This is a genomic window from Clostridium sp. (assembly GCF_026168755.1).
Classification (GTDB): domain Bacteria; phylum Bacillota; class Clostridia; order Clostridiales; family Clostridiaceae; genus Clostridium.
On sequence record NZ_JAPFDR010000010.1, the window covers coordinates 72,362 to 91,214 of the forward strand.

Annotated in this window: 14 protein-coding genes and 1 pseudogene; 1 reads left to right on the forward strand and 14 read right to left on the reverse strand. The window is 28.4% G+C overall.

What is annotated here, in order from left to right; translation table 11 throughout:
* The first annotated feature begins 70 nt into the window (after positions 1-70).
* Entirely contained in the window at positions 71-406 is a 336-nt protein-coding gene (locus tag Q0Y03_RS05980; RefSeq protein WP_297712932.1) for a DUF1622 domain-containing protein, read from the forward strand.
* A gap of 90 nt (positions 407-496) precedes the next feature.
* Here Q0Y03_RS05980 and Q0Y03_RS05985 read toward each other — a convergent pair whose 3' ends face one another.
* From Q0Y03_RS05985 to Q0Y03_RS06050, 14 genes and pseudogenes are all read right to left on the reverse strand, one after another.
* On the reverse strand, positions 497-5,131 hold the full coding sequence (locus tag Q0Y03_RS05985; RefSeq protein WP_297712933.1) for a discoidin domain-containing protein: 4,635 nt from the start codon (positions 5,129-5,131) through the stop codon (positions 497-499).
* 90 nt (positions 5,132-5,221) lie between these two features.
* Positions 5,222-9,292, reverse strand: a complete 4,071-nt coding sequence (locus tag Q0Y03_RS05990; RefSeq protein ID WP_297712934.1) for a glycoside hydrolase family 2 TIM barrel-domain containing protein — start codon at positions 9,290-9,292, stop codon at positions 5,222-5,224.
* 893 nt (positions 9,293-10,185) lie between these two features.
* A complete protein-coding gene (locus Q0Y03_RS05995; RefSeq protein WP_297712935.1) occupies positions 10,186-10,434 on the reverse strand; it encodes a spore coat protein in 249 nt (82 codons plus the stop codon).
* Between the two features lie 12 nt (positions 10,435-10,446).
* Positions 10,447-10,632: a hypothetical protein gene (locus Q0Y03_RS06000; protein ID WP_297712936.1), complete on the reverse strand. Its 186-nt coding sequence runs from the start codon at positions 10,630-10,632 to the stop codon at positions 10,447-10,449.
* 974 nt (positions 10,633-11,606) lie between these two features.
* On the reverse strand, positions 11,607-11,729 hold the full coding sequence (locus Q0Y03_RS06005) for a hypothetical protein (RefSeq protein ID WP_297712937.1): 123 nt from the start codon (positions 11,727-11,729) through the stop codon (positions 11,607-11,609).
* Positions 11,730-12,097: 368 nt separating this feature from the next.
* Positions 12,098-12,163: pseudogene (locus tag Q0Y03_RS06010) on the reverse strand (sporulation initiation factor Spo0A C-terminal domain-containing protein); the annotation flags it as partial.
* 154 nt (positions 12,164-12,317) lie between these two features.
* The gene (locus Q0Y03_RS06015) at positions 12,318-12,755 is read right to left on the reverse strand and encodes a hypothetical protein (protein ID WP_297712938.1); all 438 of its coding nucleotides are present in this window, start codon (positions 12,753-12,755) and stop codon (positions 12,318-12,320) included.
* A 312-nt stretch (positions 12,756-13,067) separates the two neighbouring features.
* Positions 13,068-13,727, reverse strand: a complete 660-nt coding sequence (locus Q0Y03_RS06020; protein WP_297712939.1) for a hypothetical protein — start codon at positions 13,725-13,727, stop codon at positions 13,068-13,070.
* A gap of 612 nt (positions 13,728-14,339) precedes the next feature.
* Positions 14,340-14,594, reverse strand: coding sequence for a hypothetical protein (locus Q0Y03_RS06025; RefSeq protein WP_297712940.1), 255 nt, complete (start codon positions 14,592-14,594; stop codon positions 14,340-14,342).
* Positions 14,595-14,597: 3 nt separating this feature from the next.
* Positions 14,598-15,071, reverse strand: coding sequence for a hypothetical protein (locus Q0Y03_RS06030; RefSeq protein ID WP_297712941.1), 474 nt, complete (start codon positions 15,069-15,071; stop codon positions 14,598-14,600).
* Between the two features lie 318 nt (positions 15,072-15,389).
* Entirely contained in the window at positions 15,390-15,662 is a 273-nt protein-coding gene (locus tag Q0Y03_RS06035) for a hypothetical protein (protein ID WP_297712942.1), read from the reverse strand.
* A 126-nt stretch (positions 15,663-15,788) separates the two neighbouring features.
* The gene (locus tag Q0Y03_RS06040) at positions 15,789-16,313 is read right to left on the reverse strand and encodes an HK97 family phage prohead protease (RefSeq protein ID WP_297712943.1); all 525 of its coding nucleotides are present in this window, start codon (positions 16,311-16,313) and stop codon (positions 15,789-15,791) included.
* The gene (locus Q0Y03_RS06045) at positions 16,297-17,514 is read right to left on the reverse strand and encodes a phage portal protein (RefSeq protein ID WP_297712944.1); all 1,218 of its coding nucleotides are present in this window, start codon (positions 17,512-17,514) and stop codon (positions 16,297-16,299) included. Before Q0Y03_RS06045 ends, Q0Y03_RS06040 begins: the two co-directional genes overlap by 17 nt.
* Before the next feature lie 102 nt (positions 17,515-17,616).
* Positions 17,617-18,735 (reverse strand): phage major capsid protein, encoded by a 1,119-nt coding sequence (locus tag Q0Y03_RS06050; RefSeq protein WP_297712945.1) that lies wholly within the window; start codon positions 18,733-18,735, stop codon positions 17,617-17,619.
* Positions 18,736-18,853: the final 118 nt, after the last annotated feature.

Sequence of the window (18,853 nt, forward strand, 5' to 3'; positions counted from 1 at the left end):
TATTTTATTGTAATAATATTTTTAATTTTAGGGTAATTTAAATATATTATTTATTTGAGGTGTAGTTGTTTTGGAAGAATTATTTAATAAATATTTACCTATACTTATTCATTTATTTGAACTTATGGGAATTTTAATATTAACATTAGGAGTTTTTACAGCCTTTTATCACTATATTCAAAAAAGATTCTTTAAGAAAAAAGTTAATATTAAATATGAATTTGCAGATGTTATGATTACAACTTTAGATTTTAAGTTAGCTTCAGAAATATTAAAAACTGTTACTATAAAAAGTATGGATGAGGTCGTAATATTAGCATCAGTGTTTATTATAAGAATAATCATGACATTTGTTTTAGAAAAAGAAATGCAGATAGAAGAAAGCAAAAAAGACACTTCTCATTAATTTATTTAATGAGAAGTGTCAAATGAATTATCACTAACAAATTTTCATCTATTAATACAACTAATTATTAAATTATAGTTATTTAACTACTTATTTTCTATTCTTTTTTCTACTTAATCCTAATCCACCAAGTAAAGCAATAACTCCACTCATTAATGTTCCAGCAACACCTGCTGTTCCTGTTTGTGGTAACTTACCATTACTTGAAGTTCCACTATTGTTATTATTTGAACCTGACGCTTGATTATTATTTGAATTTGATGAACCTGAACCTGAAGTTGAATTTGCAACTAAAGAATTCTTAGCTTTTTCAAGATTTGCTAAAGCTGTGTTTACTTCTTCTTGCGTAGCTTCTTCATTTGCCACTACTTCCTCAGCTAATTTAACTGCTTCTTTTAAAGCTTTTATTGTTTCTTCAGTATATTTATCAGCTTCATTTGCTATTATATTCTTAGCATTTTCTATAGCTGAAGTTAATTCAGATTTGTTTACTGCTTCTTTAATAGTTGTTGTTACTGTTGAAGTCTTAGTTTCTTCTTCTACACCCTCACCATCAGCAACCTTACCATTTATTAAATCAAATGCTACATTTTCTCCACTAGCTTTTGCTGTGAATGTTAATTTAACAATATCCTTAACATTTTCTAAAGCAGCTCCTAGTCCAGCTACTACTACCTTAACTTTTCCGTCTGCATCTTTTGCTTGAACAAAATATTTATCTGCATCTACTGAAATTGCTTCTTTAAATTCTACCTTTGTTTCATCATAATCAACTTCAAATTCCATAGCATACATATTTTCTTTTATATCACTTAAGTTAACATTAACATCAAAGTCATTTCCAACTGTTACTTCTTCTGCTACAGTCATATTAATTCCAGTTTGAACTTCTTCTGGTATTTCTTCTGCTACCTTATGAATAGTAAATTCTGCAGCTGAAGCAAATTTATTTGTACTATTTGTTGCTCCATCAGTAACCTTTATCTTAATATATCTAGCATCTACAGCATCAAACTTAGCAAGTTTATTAGACATATTATTATCCCAAGTAAATGTGCCAACACTAGTATATTCATCATCAGCATTAACCTTTACTGATATTTCACACTTTAATACTCTTCCATTTGCACTACCATCTTGTCTTGGAATATAAGTTATTTTATCTATATTTTGAACTTCTTTCATATCCACTTCAACTGTTGCTGGCAATGCTTTATACGGACTATAGTTTGAATGCCAAATAGTATTTAAATCATTATCAAATGCTAAATATGCAGGACCTTCAGTTCCATTGCCTGCTAATGGATTTTCATTGTCTGATGTAACTACGAAGTTAGTTGAATCTATAATAGTTTCATCTTGTGGTAATTCACTTCCAAGGACTATTCCATCAATTAATCCCTTAAATGAATTTGTAGTACTTCCTATACGTTCAAATGGAATAAGTAAAGTTGCAACTGGCCTATTACCTAAAGTATCAACTAATTCATTATTAACGTATAATGATGTTCTTTCATTTTGACTTGTAATAGTTAAATATACCCATTCATCATCTGGTAGTTGATAATTAAATGAGAAATTATCTCTTTCTCTTGTAAATCCAACATTACCATTAGCATCTACTGCTTTTATAGCATAATTATCAAATTTAGATGGTGATTCAAATAGGATTTGTTCTCCTTCAGGAGCATTTCCATCCTTCTTAACCCAGAAAGAAATTGAGTTTGGAAGTCCAACTCTCTTAATCGGAGTCTCTACATAACTTTCGCCCCCATTAAGTCTTAAAGCTTGTCCTTTCTTTCCTGCTTCAAGTGATACATTTTTCTTAGAAATTGAATTATATTCATTTCCTGATTTATCCAATATTTCTTCTTCTTCAAAATCATATTCTACATAGTTAGGAGTATCTGATTCTACAGTGTAATATGGGTTAGTGTTTGGAGCAGTACCTGTAATTGCAGATAATTCATTTAATTCTGCATATGTCTTATCTTCTCCTTCTCCCCACATTTTTTCTGAAAGTGCTGGAAGCGCTTTAAAAAATCTATCAAATACATCATATTCAGATACCTTTTGATTTCTCTTATCTATTTGGTCATTCCAAATAGCATAAGCAGCACCTAACATTTGGTCATCACCAGCTGGGAATTCCTTTCCTGCCATTACATTTGGTTCCCAATTATTATAAAGGTTTTGAGCATTTAAATAGTTTGCATAATAATTAGCTGCTGGAACTATATAAAGACTTGAATCAAGAGTGTTTATTAAATCATATCCTGCATTATACATCTGAGTTGGCTCTGCCCAATCTCTTGACCAAACATTTAATTGAACTCCTTCAGATCTAACTGGAGTTGTTCCATTAAGCCAAGTTAATCCACCCCACATACGAACTGTTCTGTCATTATCTTGAATATGTCCAAGAACAGCATCAGTAAATGCTCTATATTGTTCCTTATTAGCTTCATATTCATCAGTACCTACATGAACTGTCGTTTCAGTATCAAATACTGGGTTTTCACCTTCCATATATTCATTAAATAAATTCTTAACAAATTCTAAAGACTCTGGATTTCCTAAATCTAAATGATCTAAAACTGGTCTATTAGTTATTCTTGGGTTCCAGCCATCTAATGCTAAGTTTCTGAATACTTTAGTGAATGCTAAAGCATGAGCTGGAGTATCTATTTCTGGAACTACATTTATTCCCAATTCTCTTGAAGATTGAATGAAATCTCTAAACTCATCCTTAGTATAGAATACATCTGTAGATGTTATACCTTCACCTTTTTCATTTCTAAGATCAGATTCTAATCTAAATGCAGAATATGCATTGTATGCATCCTCTATATTAGACTTATCTGAATTTATATAATCTTCTAAGAATATATAGTTATCATTTAAGTGAACTTGTAAGTCATTTAGCTTATACCATGCCATTGTTTCAGCAAGTTCCTTTAATGAATCTAATTCATAAGATTTTCTTGCAACATCTAAAATAAATCCTCTTACTTTATATTTCGGATAATCTCTAACAATACCTTGTGGTAATGTAGATTTTGTTTGTTTTAATACTTGTAATACAGAACGAGTTCCATAGAAAGCACCTTGTGCTGATTTCGCTTCAATTTTAACAGAATCAGTAATTGTTATGATATTCCCTTCATTACAAAGACCACCATCTTCAGTTGCTAAAGTTAAAAAGAAACTATTTGCTGTCGCTTTAGTACCTTCTTCAACAGATATGTTTTTACCTAAAATATCCTCATAATCACTAGCAAATTTATTAGCTGTTTCCATTAATTCATCTTTATAATTACTATCTACAATTATCTTTGTGCTATCTGAAATTTCAAAATTTCCTTCTGTTCCATACCATTCAGCTAACTCTGGAATAACTTTAGGTTTTTCATTACCAACATTAGCTTCATATTTTCCTGGAACAAGTACTTGTAATGCTGCTGTAGTTTTTTCCTCTTCACCCTTCTTAACTTTGAAGTTAACTTCTACAGTTGTATCAACTAACGGCTCATATATAGTGCCATCCGCACCTATAATCTGTTCGTAATCTGCACCAACAAACTCTACCTCAAACCCTTCTGGAACTTCTGGCATTTGCATTTTTGAATCACCTTTATTTATAACTGGTGCTGTTATTGAAGCTACAACATCATCAATTGTGTAAGCTGGTAAATCTAATTTATTAGAGTATAATTCAAACTCATATATTGAAACTGTATTCCATTTATTAGTTACTCCAGATGCATTTGTACCTGCTTGGTCAAAATTATTTATTTTAACTCTAACATATTTAGCAGTCTTAGGTTGATCAAAGTTGGCAGCTACCCTACAATTATCATTTTTAGAAGTTCTTGACCATGCAGTTTCCCATTCTTGTCCATCATTAGAAACTTGAATTTCGTAATCAATTACATTATTTCTCTCCCAATTAATAACAAAACTTTGGATTGTTTTAGCTTCTGGTAATTCAATTTGTAACCAATGTGGATTTTCATTTGTTGCACTTCTAACTTCACTTGCCCATCTAGTAGTATCATTTCCATCATTAACCTTATCTGCTGTAAAGTTATCAGTCTCAGAAGCATTTGCTGTTGCTGTTCCTTTAAGTGCAAGGTTTTCAACTTCTTGATACTGATTTACTTCAAGTTCAAATACTGATACTGTATTCCAAGTTACACTTTTATTGCTTCCATCAGTATCTCTCTTATCTGCTGTTTCTGAATAATTTGAAATAGATAAACGAACATAACGTGCAGTTTCTGATGAATCAAGTGCAACTACTTGTCTATATTCACTTGGTGCACTTGTAAATTCTTTAATAGTTTTCCAAGTTGTATCGTCATTACTTACTTCAATTATATAATTAGTTGCATTTTTTCTTTCCCAATCGATTACTATTTCATCAAAGTTTTTAACTTCACCTAAATCAATTTTTAACCACTTTTTATTTTCTGTAGTTGCTGATGTTGTATTACTAGCCCATCTAGATTGTTTTCCTGAATTTTCATAATCAACTATTCCATCAATTGCTTTGCTTCCCGTAAAATCTGATGTTTCATCATCAGATGTTGTTGCTACTACTCCATCTTCTAATGCAAGATTTGTCTTTACCATATTAGTTTCCGCTTTTACATAGGTAAATGAATTAACAGCCATCATCATGCTTAAAATCATTACGCATAACTTTTTATTTCTCCTAATCATTCTCATATCCCCCTATTTTTTTATTTTACTAAAAAAAATATTCTGTTAAATTAGATAAATGGTATATATCAAATAAAAATTAATTCTATATTAGTTTCCAAATATATTATCAGTAATAAGCTTTAAATCATCTGTGTTTACTACACCATCTTTATTTATATCAGATTTTTCACTTAATTCATTTCCTGATACTATATTTCCAAAATTCTTAGATACTATAGATAAATCTCCTATAGTTATATCTCCATCTCCGTTAATATCTAAAACTAATTCTGGTTCTACATCACCTAATACATAGTTTATAGTATACACATTTTTTGTTCCAGCTTCTGAACGAACTACTATTAATGATTTATTGTTGTAAATAGGTAATACAGTTACAGCTGCATTACTTTGCCCTATAGCTTCTACTATTGTAGGTAATTCTTCCACTTCAACAGTATATTCCATTTTATCTGGAGCAAAGTTATCTAAAGGTTTACCATCTAACTTAATTTCAGATAAAACAGCTGATAGATTTGCACTTACCTTTGGAACATATTCATAAACAGCTATTTCAGTTAAACCAATACAGTTACCAACCGCAGATTGTTGCATATAAACACGAATACTATCTGTGTTTATTACATTATCTAAACGATAAGTTGTTTCCCCTGATAAATATGATACTTCTGTTGTATTTGTATGTGGAACAACAACATATTCTCCAGCATCATTTTTATATCTAATTTCTACTTTCTTTGGAAGTTTAGCAGCTCCATTATCAGTGAATAGCCATAAATCTAAGCGGTCAATAGCATGCTTATTTGACCAATCTAATTGAACATAAGCTCCCTTAGGTTCTCCATCAACAGTTAATTCACGTTCTCCCCAGTTTGTCCAACGTTCATTTGTATTAGAGCTATTATTTTTAATTCCATTATTAATAGAGTCTAAGTTATCAGAAGTTTTAGTACAACTTTGAGAAAGTTTTGGAATATCATTATTTGTTTCATTATTTATTGAAATGTTAGCTGCATTTTTTAATGCTTCAACAATACGTACTGAAGCAGTAACAGGATACTCCTTACCTAATAATTGAACTTTACCATTAATAACTACAGTTTCACCAACATTTGTGAAATCTTTACCTTCTAAGTCCCAATTAACAACGAAATCTTCACTATCACCACCATCTACTAAATAACCTTTTACAGTTTTAGGAAGTGATGGCACTGTTCCAGAATAAGTGAAAGTTGAATAATTTTCCATAGCAACTACATCACCTATAATATGAACATTAACAACTACAGCTATATCTGTACCTTCTAACTTACCAGTTAACTTAACTATTTGTGGAGTGTTTAATATTTCTTCATCATAAGCATTCCATTCAATATTAAAGTTAGCTGTTGTTCCATCACTGTATCTTCCTTCTACAGTTTTTGGCAATTCTGGCTTTTCACCTAAAGCAACATAATAATTCTTAACTATATCATATGATTCTAAATATTTATCTTCTCCAGCTCTATTTTCAGTATTAATTGTTATAGATTGAGATGCTAAACCTTCACCTGAAACTGTTAATTCCATTTCCCCTGCATCCTTAGTAGATTGAACTATTACTAAAGCTTTACCATTATAAGCACTTCTAGTACCAGTTGTATCAGTGGTTGGCTTATATGAATCTGTATCAGTGGCATCACCATTATCTAAACCTACAATCTTACCATTTCCTTCAAGGGTATAAGTTAATTCATTATTAGCACCACCAACAATATTTCCATCTTCATCTACTAAATCAACAGTAATATAAGATAAATCATATCCATCAGCAGCAATAGTTGTATTATCTGCACTTAAATCTACAGTAACGGCTTCCCCTGTAGTTGTAACAGAACTTCTACCTTCTGTATTAGTTATTTCTCTGCCATCTTTATCAAAAGCTTTAGCTTCTAATGTACCTTCTTCATAAGTTACATTAAATGTTGGATATAATTCATCATTACCAAATGTATAATATTTATATCCTGCTTCAGTAGTATTCTCTTTAGCAGTTGCTTCATCAATTTTTTTACCATTTAAATATAGCTCAACTTTATAAGCATCTGTAAATACTTGAACCGTTGCTACACCATTGTTTAGATATATGTCTTCACTATTCCATGTAGGTAATAAATGTAATGTATTTACCTCATCATTCCATTGGCTTTGATATAAATAATAAATATCTTTTTCAAAACCAGCAGTATCAACTATACCAAAGTAGCTTGATTTAGGAGCTGGGCCTTGACCACTTACAGAACCTGGTGTTACACCATTCCAAGGAGTTGGCTCACCTATATAGTCAAATCCTGTCCATACAAACTCACCTGCATTTCTATCATTTTTTATAACATATTTCCATGCATTACTTGCTGAATGCCCCCATCCAACTCTGTTTTCATCATTATCATATTCAGCCATTTGAAGATTACTATTATCTCTTCCCCAAGTTTTATAATGCCCTCTACTATGAACAGCACTACTAGTTTCTGAATCATATGCTATCCAATCTTCATGCTTATCTAATAAGCTATTAAATTGACTCATATCTGTGTAGTTAAATCCAACTATACCACCATTTTCAGTTATTATATCATTGATTTCTTGAGCATTTTCCCAGTTTGATTTACTTTTATTATCACCTATAGTAACTGGTCTTGTTGAATCTTCTTCCTTAATCCAATCTATAATATCTTGAGCAATTGTTGAATAATTAGAAGAGTCTCCACCAATACCTTCAAAAATTTCATTACCAATTGACCACATGATTACTGAAGGATCATTTTTTGAACTATTAACCATTGCTTTAGCTTCAAATTCTCCCCAAGTCATACCTGTTTCACCATTGATAATTTTATTATCTTCATCAATTTCTACATTAAAGTACTTTGAAAAATCATTGCCATTACCATTCTTAGAATTTGTCCAGGTGTCAAATGCTTCATTAATTACTAATAATCCTAAACGATTACAAATTTCTAATAATGTTTCACTGGCTGGATTATGAGTAACACGTATTGCATTAACTCCCATTTCCTTCATTATTTCCATTTGTCTTTCTACAGCTCTATAATAAGATGCTGCCCCTAAAGACCCTTGATCATGGTGCATACAAACACCCTTAAGCTTCATCATTTCACCATTTAATGTAAATCCTTTATCTCTATCAAAGTTATAATATCTAAATCCAAAGTCAGTAAAATAAGTATCTACAACTTCGTCTCCTACTATAACTTCTGTTTTTACTTGATACATATTAGGGTTATCAGTTGACCAAAGATTTGGATTATTAACCACTACTGTTTGTTCAACAGTTTTAGTTGCATCTTTTGCAACATTTTCAGTAGTTGTTACTGGTTTACTAACTGCTTGTCCATCTGTGTCTATTATAGTAGTCTTAACTGTAACATTTGAATTATCTAAAGATTCATTTTCAATAACTGTTTCTACATTTACATCTACAGCGCCATCTTTTTGCTCTTTAAGATTTGGAGTAGTAACAGTTGTTCCTAAATGAGAAACATGTATAGAATCTGTAACACTTAATGTAACATCTCTATAAATACCACTTCCTGAATACCACCTACTTGTTGGTACAGGATTAGAAACTTTTACTGCAATTATATTTTCAGTTTGTCCATCACAAACTAATTCATCTGTAATATCAAAAGCGAAACCTGTATATCCATAATTATGTTCTCCTACCTTTTGTCCATTTACATAAACTTCAGCATTCATGTAAACACCATCAAAATTTAAAGTAAAATCTCTACCTTCAAATTTTTCTGGAACTACAAAATGTTTACGATACCATCCAGTACCACCTAATAGAAATCCACTTTCAGCTTCCCCCTGAACTGTGAATTCACTTTCAATACTCCAGTCATGTGGTAAATTTAAATTTCTCCAAGCTGAATCATTAAAATCTGTTCCTTCAGCTCCAGATGGATTTCCCTTAAAGAAACGCCAATCTTGATTAAATAAAGTTGAACGCTCTCCATCCTTAATAAATCCTACGTTTACTGTTTCAGAATTTGCTGTTTCTTTTGTTTCAGCATTCACTGACATTGGTACTAAATTAACAAAAAATGCCATTGTAACTGCTATAGCCAAGCTTTTTTTTTGCAATCCATTCATAGTTATATATCTCTCCCCCCATTTGATATTATTAATTTAATCTATTGTATCCCCCCAAATTTGTTTTTGTGAGGTTTTACAAACTTGATTTTTCAAGGTTTCCCCCAGAAATAATTTAACTCGTTTATTTAGATAATACTAAATAAAAAAATGATTATGAGGAACTACCTTGAAAGCAAATTTAAATTAATCATCTTTTACTGACATGTATTCAAATATTGACGAATACTTTCAGAAAGATAAAGCCAAATTAATTAAATTATTTGAACAACATATTGATTTACAAAACTTAATACCTCAAAGCTTTTACAACTACTATCATGCAGATACTGGACATCCTAGAACCTAAGACTATCTTCTGTAATTTCAGCTTTAATACTTAAATCACTACTATCAATTGTTAATATTACCGGTATAGAAGGCTATGTCAATGAAAATAATCCTAAAAACTGATACAATACTTCGTCAATCTAAATCATTAAGTAAAAATAATTATAAATATCTTTATAAAGATAAAAATATTATTCATACTTTTATTAAAATTAATAAAAACGTAAGCATATTATACATAATCTCTTTTCTGTATAATTATATTATTATTTTACTTTATTTAGTAAAATCTTTTCTATCATTTAAAGTTTTTTGACAACATTACTATTTTTTAAAACAATATTACTATATTTAAATCGAGTAGTAACTAAATAATTATTTTATTTTGTATGTTATTGCTTAATAAATTCATCTTTATTCGCAATATAAAATAAATTAATTGATAATAACTTTATTTTATTAATTAAATAATTTATATCTTTAAAATTTTTATACATAAAAAGGACTAACAAACTGACATTAAGTCATCCCGCTAATCCTTTTAAAATTGCTAATATTTTTTATTATCCTTGTGAAAGTTGTTGTTTAACTGTAGCAATTTCAGTAGCTGTTGCTTGTTGAGCTGGTATATAATATCCCTTTTCTTTAGCTATTTTAAAAAGGGCATATTGACGAATTTCATCTTGATCTCTCATAAGTTGAATTGTAGAACGTAACTCTTCATTTTCACATTGAGAAATTATGCTACCATATCCTGCTAAACTTGAATTTAAACCAGCTAGATAATCACTTATCATTTCTTTTTCTTGCATACTATTCTCCTCCTAATCTAAAAAAGACATTAATTTTTCTTTATTAACTTTTGCATCTTTTGCATCTTTAGCCAACATGTTTTTTAATGTTGGATCTGTACATTGTTTAGAGTAAAAATCCAACTTTTTTTCAATAGTACAATGTGCACCAATTAAATGACGTAAATTTTGTAATTCAATTTGATTTAAATTTGCCATTAATATTACCTCCAAATAATCTTTTATCAATTCTATTATTTGAAATTCTAATTGTTAATATTCAATACTTTATTATTTAATTAAAAAAACATGTAATACTCCCTAAAACAATCTTCCTAAACAAAATATTAATTTTTTGATTGGATATTATATCGCCCCCACTCAATAGATAACATATATAAAAATTGAATCAATTTTGCTTGTTTCCCTAGTTAATCGATAGTGATACGGAAATGTTTGATTCGCCAGATGCTCCCAAAACGAGGTAATTAATTCAGGATAACCAGTATTGTTTATTCCTATATCAAAAATAGATTATATTGAGCCAGATAAGCTTTCCAATACAATAAAGATTAATCTAAAAATAGAAGAAAAGCAATCAAGCAATACATTAGCTAATTTTTCTTCTTACTGACTATAAGGTTAATTATAAGGAAATGAAACCATCAAAAAGAGTTGTTATACTTATATCATACCTTGCAACTTGTATTTTTTGTGGATATATTGTTTATAATTTAGGGTGTTTTTCATATTGAATCTGATGAATAATTTTAAAGAATTGTTCATAAAAAAATACCGTATATTCCATTTTGAATAATACGGTATTTTCATTAATTTATATTTAAATTCTATCTTAGTAATATATTAAGGTTATTCATTACTTTTTATTAATACTCTTAACAAATTTTATAAGCGCAAATATACCTAGTCCAATTAATATTACTATTATAATTGGTAATAAAAATGTTAGTAACCCTATCATATTTCCCCCTACTATACGAAAAATATTTTAAAATTGTGAAATTTCTCAAAGTAATACAAGTTTCTTTATTTATATTCATTACTATGATATTTTCCCCCATGATGTATAAGTATGTTTGTTTTCATATCAACAGTAATTACCCTTATCCCAGCCAATAATATAAGAGCAATAACTATATTGACTTTCATCTTCATAAAATAATCAATTAATGTTAGTTCCATCCAGTAATTCTATGTAACTCTGCTTCAACTTCTGGACACAAGTTCAGAATTACAATTGCTATTATAATTAGAATTATTACTATAGATATTATTTTTATTATTTTATTTTTCATTTTTATTCTCTCCACTATATTATTTATTTCACATTATAATACAATTATGATTTAATTATAGCATATTTTACAAATACCGTACTATTTAATTTTCAAAGATCATTTAGTTTGCAATAATTTCAAATTGTTCTATAAGTTATTTTAATTATTTACTATCATTTACGATGATTTTATTTAAATATATAAATCAATAGTTAAAATTTTAACAAAAAATACCTCCTATCTATCAAGTTTTTTAAACCCAATAAACAGAAGGTATTTTACTACTTTATTCTATTAAATTTATTGTTAAAATTTACGATTATCCACGCCTATTTTTATATCTTTATCGGCTTATAGTTTCCCCAGCTTTGGCTCCATTAATAGCCTTAGCTTACTTTATTCTTAAGTCTTAGCTTATCTGCAATGATTGCTATAAATTCTGAATTTGTTGGCTATTTTATTGAACTAACAACATTCAAAGCCTTTATTTAAGCCAATTATAAATTATAATTTCCTGTCATTTTTCTAATAATTGATTGGTTTAACCAATTATTATTGATTGCTCTAATCATATAAGAATATTCGTAAAATGTCAATATATTAATTCTAAGAAACCCTTTTTCTTACTGCTCTGATTAATCTCTCTCCTCTATCTCCTCTTATATATCTCATCTCTAAAGTTTCTCTCCTTATTCCTGTAATCTTACTCAATTTGCTTAATGTAATACTTTCCCCATTATAATCTATATAAATGGTACATACTTTATTATTTGCTTGAATATCCTTATTTACCCATCTACAATTACTTGGTTTATAACTTCCATTCACATCAATTCTATCAATGCTTAAATCATCATTATAGCCATTACAATATGCCCAGTTATGAAAATTCAAATAATTATTCTTCCATTCTTCACAAACTCTAACTCCTCTTGCTCCATAGTTATAATAATCTTTATTATTAGGATTATAACATCTTTGCTTCATCATAACCCATCTTGCATATAATTTTGTTTTCTTTGCTAATCCATGTTTTTTACTCATTTTCCAATTCTCCTATTTTTAACTACCAGTTAAGTATTAACTGGTTCTTAGAGCTATAGGAGTAAGCTCTCTTGATTTTCACACCCTCTTTCGTATCTTATATATTTGTATTTTATAATAACAATTCAATTAAGTTCACTTTTTAAATTAACTTATTGAAATAAAACTATTATTTTATTCAAAAAAGAAGCAAGTATTATAAATACCCACTTCAAATAATTCAATATATATTTTTTTAATTTAATCACGTCTTTTTATGTATAATTGTACCCGTCATTTGACATCATTATATCATAAACTTAAAAACATCTCTTACTCTATCTGTGTAAATATAAATTTTTCATTACACTTATAATTTACAATTTTTGTTTCTACCTTCCATTTATGCGTTATATTAAATTCATCAAGACAACTTACAAGAAAATTAATATCTAAATTATTTCCAGATAACACATTATTCTTAAATTCGATAGTTGTTGTTTCTCCCCCTTGCAATGAATTGTCTTTTACACAACATTCTTCTTTTTTATACACTTCTGTTCCATTATCATATACCTTAAATTCTGATACAACTATGTTACAAGCAATATTAGCTGAAACGTTTTTCAAATCAATATACCAATCTGAAACTCCTCCATTATGCCCCCATTTCTTATAAGGTATATCAAATTTAGGTATTTTACTTTTTCTCTCTTGTTCTATCTTAAAATTCTCAAACTGTTCATTTTTCTTGGATAATTGATGATTTTGCCACAAAGCTAAAGCACCTAATAATACAGTTCCTAAAAATGATAAATATGCTCCATAAAATTGTAGCAATTCTCCTGCTGACCATTCTGCTACTAAAAAGTCAAATGGTATATTTATCTTATATAAAATATGAATTATTAATACTGGTAATAATGGTACCACAATTCCTATAACTATAGTGTATACTTTATGTTCTTTTATCCATTTAAAAAAGTTTTCCATTTATTCACCTCTTTTACAATTATTATATCAACAACAATATCAGCATTCAATTAATAAAATAAATATTTTATTTTATCTTTATTCATAAAATCAATATTTTAACATTAGAATTTGTTATTTTAACAACTTATTTTCACTTTACATTTGATATGCTATAATTATTAGTTACATCACATAAATTAGCACCTTCTGCTCCGCCACCTTATCTTGTTGAATGTAATAATAAATATGTTATAATTAATATGTCAAACGTAAGGTTTGGCAAAATATTTAAGTTATGTTTTAAGAAAAAGTTAGTGTGCAACCACTAGCTTTTTTTTATAACGGTTATTATCATCTACCATTTATATCATTGAACTTTAATTATCTATCTGATAAAATACTTTTAGGGTTGCTAATATCATTTTTATTACTGCTATTAGCATTCTTATTTCTAGCATCAGTTGGGTAAGTGCTTTGACCACTTAGCCCAACTTTTTGATTTTAGCCTTAATTTTCAAACAATTCTAAACCATTTAAAAAATTTATTAAAAAGTTGTCGTTTACTTTGACCGTATAAATTAAAAAAGCGATACATCTACAAATATTTATATCTGTAAATGTACCGCTTATTTATTTTCTATAATCAATATTATTATTTATAGCATCATTTGTTAAATGTAATACTCTTGGATTATCTTTATACACATCTAACATCTTTATATATATTTCATCTGGTTCAATTCCTAATATGGCTATATCTAATTTTTGAAGGATTAAACCCACTTTAGGCATTGATATAATAAACTTTTTAACTTTATCTTCTTCCCATGTATCTAATTTCTTTCTTAATTCATGTACTTCTGGATATGTAAGATTAACAATCATGTTTTATACCTCCATAATTTCAAACTGATTTAATAAATCACTTATTGATGCTTCTGGTGTACTTTCTTGGCTCTGTACCTTGTTATTTAAGGCTTTTGTTATCTTATCTATAATTAGTGCCTTTTGTTTTAATAAACTGCCATACTCGCTTAAAAGTGGGTTCTTTGTTCTCATAGCATCTATAACACCATTTTCAACAATATCATCTTTGATACTAGATATAACTTCTTCAATAAAATGCAATTCATTTATTAATGGTACTATTATTTCTATATCTGATAATTCAACATCTTCATTAATAATACTCTTTAAATACTTCTTAATAGTTACATTAGTAACCTTCTTAGCTTTCTTTATATTACTTTGATGTTTCTGCATCTTCTTTTCTTGTTCTTTCCTTTGTTGTATCTCATAAGGTGATAACTTTCTTAATCTTTCCGGTGATAATTCATCTATTCTCATTTGTGGTCTTGCCATATATCTCATTTCCTTTCATTTGGTCATAACTATTTCTGCCATTTTCTTTTCAAATCGTTGATATTACTAGCTTCAAAGCCATTTTCACATGGTCATAACTCCAAATCATTTGTATTATGCCCTTTGCTAAAATCTGTTGTTGGGCTAGTCTGTGGAACATTTATTAATTTAAAAATTTTCTTTAAGGGGGGTATATCTTTTCTTACCCCCTTAGATGCTCCACAACTCCAACTATATCAAATAAAAATATTTTTCTTTTTATTTTTCTATTTTTAAATCATTTAAAATCTATTTATCTTCTAACTATATAAATTACTTTTATCTTTCCTTAATTGAATATCTTTTTGCTTCTTCTATATCATCATTTATAAACATATATTCATTCATTTCTATTACTTTAAATCCTATGTCGTTTACATATGACAATAATGCTTCTGCTGATATATATTCAGTTCTCATTACGTTATACAATCTTAACTCTTTTACTAATTGTTCTAATTCTGCATAATCAAATACTTTATTTATATAAATACTTTTACTTAGCTTTAATACTCCTTGAATATACTCTTTATTATCTTTAATACTTATCATTTAATTACTCCTTTTATATATGCCTCTATCTTGGGTATATTATAGAAAGCTATTAATGTTATTATGATTATTAAATATCTCATTTCACCACTCCTTAAATAAAAATAAGAGTGCATTTCTACACTCTTATAACTTTAATAATTCTAATCTTCTTCTTTTAATCTCTAAATCTACTGGTATATTTAATTCTCTAGCTTCAACACTTGTATTATTATAAGCAGGTGTTTTATCTAATATGGAAACCTCGAATAATTCCATTTCTTCAATGATTCTTTGTTTATAATTACCTATGTTTTCCCATCTATCTTTTAAGGCTTTAAAACCGAAGCTCATGCCAGTAATTTCGCCGTTCTTTACTGCATCATATAAACCTTTTTCACTTTCTTTTAATGTAGCATAAAGGTACACCCCGTCTTCCTCGGCTCTTAATTCTACCTTATCAGCTAATTCAAAATATGGCTTATGATTATAGTAAAATTTAATATTTTCATTTATTGCCCTTTCCCATGTATCTCTTGGAACAATTTCTTTAAATACTCCATTTATACCTCTAAGTTCTTTAGATAATCCATAATCATTTACTTTGCAAACTAAAGAAATAGAGTTATTTTCTAACTCCCTAACTTCTAACTTATTATATATCTTCTCCATTATTTTCTCCTTCTGGTTTAACTGCTTCATCATCAATATTTAAAGATGTTCCCATGTTAGGTATTACAACTTTACCATCTTTTAAAAGCATAATCTTACCTTGTGATAATGATAAAAATTCTTCTTGTGTATCTAATAAGAATGGATTTTCATCTAATCTTAATCTTGCTTCATTTATAGTTAATAATCCTTTATCAACTGCTAATGCAATAGCTTCAATTCTTGTCTTTTCATCTGCTCTATCTACCATTTCACAATTAAACAAAAACATAGTATTCTTTTCTTTTTCAGTTGTAAGAAGTAATTGGCATGATAGGGCATTTTCAATACATGAAACCAATGGAGCAATAGTATATTTTAAGTATTCACTATCACTTTTTACATCATATAAACTAAATAATCTTTCCACATCTTCAACAAATATCTTCTTATTCTCTAATGATTGAATATTATTTAAATTAACATCTAATTGCTTATAATCTAAGCCTTCTTCAAGTATTATAGTTTTGGCTGCATTCTTACCACCAGTATAAATATCTTTCCATGATGTTCTCATTCTGTTTATAGTTGCTTCTGTTAACCTTCCAGAACTCTTTAAATAACCACTTGGCATACTTATATTCTCAATTACTGATTGAAGCATTTCATCATGGCTTATCATAAGTTCTAAAAGCTTATTTGAATTTAATATACCTTTGTTACCAGTATCAATTATAAGCACATCATAAGCATTTCTAGTTTGTACCATATTATTTAAAGAGTAATTGATAGTTTTATCTACTATCACACCATTTTCATTGATAACATCTTTTTCCGTAACTGTTTTATACTCTATTGGGTATAATCCAATTATCTTGATACCCTTTCTTTCTATATAACTATAATGTTTTCCGTATAATAATAAATCCTCAACTATTCTATATTTATAGTTATAAGCATTTTGATAATTGTTATTTTCAGTATTCAATAAATAAAGCCTTATATCATTATCTATGATAGTATTTTTAAATCTATCCTTTACCATTAATTCAACTGGTAATGCTGCAATAGTTCCGGCAATCTTTTTAATGCTCTCATGAACTACTGGAATTTTTTCAACTGTATTCTTTGATATATATATTTTATTATTCGATAAACTTTCAATTAAAGCATTATAGCTTAATGAACGTTCTTCAACATTCTTTTTATTAAATAATCCCATTTCATTCTCCTTTGTAAAATAAAAATAAATGGGTGAAAAGCAACCCTAAAAGCCACCTTTCACCCCTAAAAAGGTCAAAAAAATAAAGCTATGTAGCTTTTATTATCTAGTTCCTATATTTAATAATGAAACTGCATCAGCATTTACTAATACACAATCTAAATAAGTATCAACAAGTAAACCTATTTGCCCAACTTCTGCATACTTTTCTTGTAATGCTTGAACTTGCATTGGTTGACCATACTTAATTCTAAAAGCTTCTGGATTAACTAAAGCGATTGTATCATTATCCATATTTTCAGATATTATTACTTCAATTCCTAAAAGCATTTGTTTTACAGTATCTCCAACTATTGAATTTACCATGAAAGGTCTACTCATAGCATCAGTTAAGCACATTAATTTTGAATACATTGTTCTATTCATTATGAATTTTGAACCTTTTATATAAGTTTGCTTCATAGATGCAACTAAGTTTAATACATCTTCAACAACTATTTCATTTTCTGTTTTTGAATTAATAATGTTTTCTACTGAATGAACACCATGAGTTAATTCTTTTGCATCTCTATGACCTTTTTTAAGTAAAGATTTTTCTAACCCATTTGCAACTCTATCTGCAATTCTTCCAGTTATATAATCCATTGTAAACGCATTGCTATTTGCTAATAATTTCTTACTAACTAATGTCATTGAAGCATTTCTTTTATCTGTAGCTTTTACTGTTTTAAATGCTTGTAAATCTACTGGCGAACAAGTTTCTATTTCTCCTAAAAATTCAGATGCAACTTCATCTTGTTCTAATAAAAATTCTAAATCTCCAACATTCTCTATTGCCGGTATCATTCCTATTAGTGGACTTCTTTCATGTACCTTTTTTATAATTTCATCTGCAATAATATTTGGTACTGCATTTGCACTTGTTGAAGTTGTCATTGCTCTAACTTCATCTTGATAATTTCTTAGTTCCATTTGTGTATTTGTCATAACTTTTTCCCCTTTATCTCTTGTTTCTAATTTTTCAATAGTTGCATTTAATGCTTCTAATTCTCTCTCCTTACCTTCATATACTTCAATGTCTAAACTTCTTGTTTCTGCTTCTGCTTGGTCTAACATTTCAGACATTTCAGCAATTAATAAATCTTTCTTTTCAAGTAACTTTTTCATGTTTTTTCTCCTTTGTTTTCTAAAAATCTGTATAAAAAAAGTGGCTTTCGCCACGCTCCCTTCGGGAATTAATTTTTGAATATTCTGATAAGCATAGGTTCATATAGTCCTATGCTTATTTACTATTTGTATTTTTTTCCATATACACCTGTATAATTTTTAGGTCTCATTA

Bases quoted from the DNA above. Each gene is read 5' to 3' on its own strand.
- Q0Y03_RS06040 (WP_297712943.1), bottom strand. From the start codon at position 16,313: ATGGAGAAGATATATAATAAGTTAGAAGTTAGGGAGTTAGAAAATAAC.
- Q0Y03_RS05985 (WP_297712933.1), bottom strand. From the start codon at position 5,131: ATGATTAGGAGAAATAAAAAGTTATGCGTAATGATTTTAAGCATGATG.
- Q0Y03_RS06015 (WP_297712938.1), bottom strand. From the start codon at position 12,755: ATGAGTAAAAAACATGGATTAGCAAAGAAAACAAAATTATATGCAAGA.
- Q0Y03_RS06020 (WP_297712939.1), bottom strand. From the start codon at position 13,727: ATGGAAAACTTTTTTAAATGGATAAAAGAACATAAAGTATACACTATA.
- Q0Y03_RS06005 (WP_297712937.1), bottom strand. From the start codon at position 11,729: ATGAAAAATAAAATAATAAAAATAATATCTATAGTAATAATTCTAATT.
- Q0Y03_RS06030 (WP_297712941.1), bottom strand. From the start codon at position 15,071: ATGGCAAGACCACAAATGAGAATAGATGAATTATCACCGGAAAGATTA.
- Q0Y03_RS05990 (WP_297712934.1), bottom strand. From the start codon at position 9,292: ATGAATGGATTGCAAAAAAAAAGCTTGGCTATAGCAGTTACAATGGCA.
- Q0Y03_RS06000 (WP_297712936.1), bottom strand. From the start codon at position 10,632: ATGGCAAATTTAAATCAAATTGAATTACAAAATTTACGTCATTTAATT.
- Q0Y03_RS06025 (WP_297712940.1), bottom strand. From the start codon at position 14,594: ATGATTGTTAATCTTACATATCCAGAAGTACATGAATTAAGAAAGAAA.
- Q0Y03_RS05995 (WP_297712935.1), bottom strand. From the start codon at position 10,434: ATGCAAGAAAAAGAAATGATAAGTGATTATCTAGCTGGTTTAAATTCA.
- Q0Y03_RS06035 (WP_297712942.1), bottom strand. From the start codon at position 15,662: ATGATAAGTATTAAAGATAATAAAGAGTATATTCAAGGAGTATTAAAG.
- Q0Y03_RS06045 (WP_297712944.1), bottom strand. From the start codon at position 17,514: ATGGGATTATTTAATAAAAAGAATGTTGAAGAACGTTCATTAAGCTAT.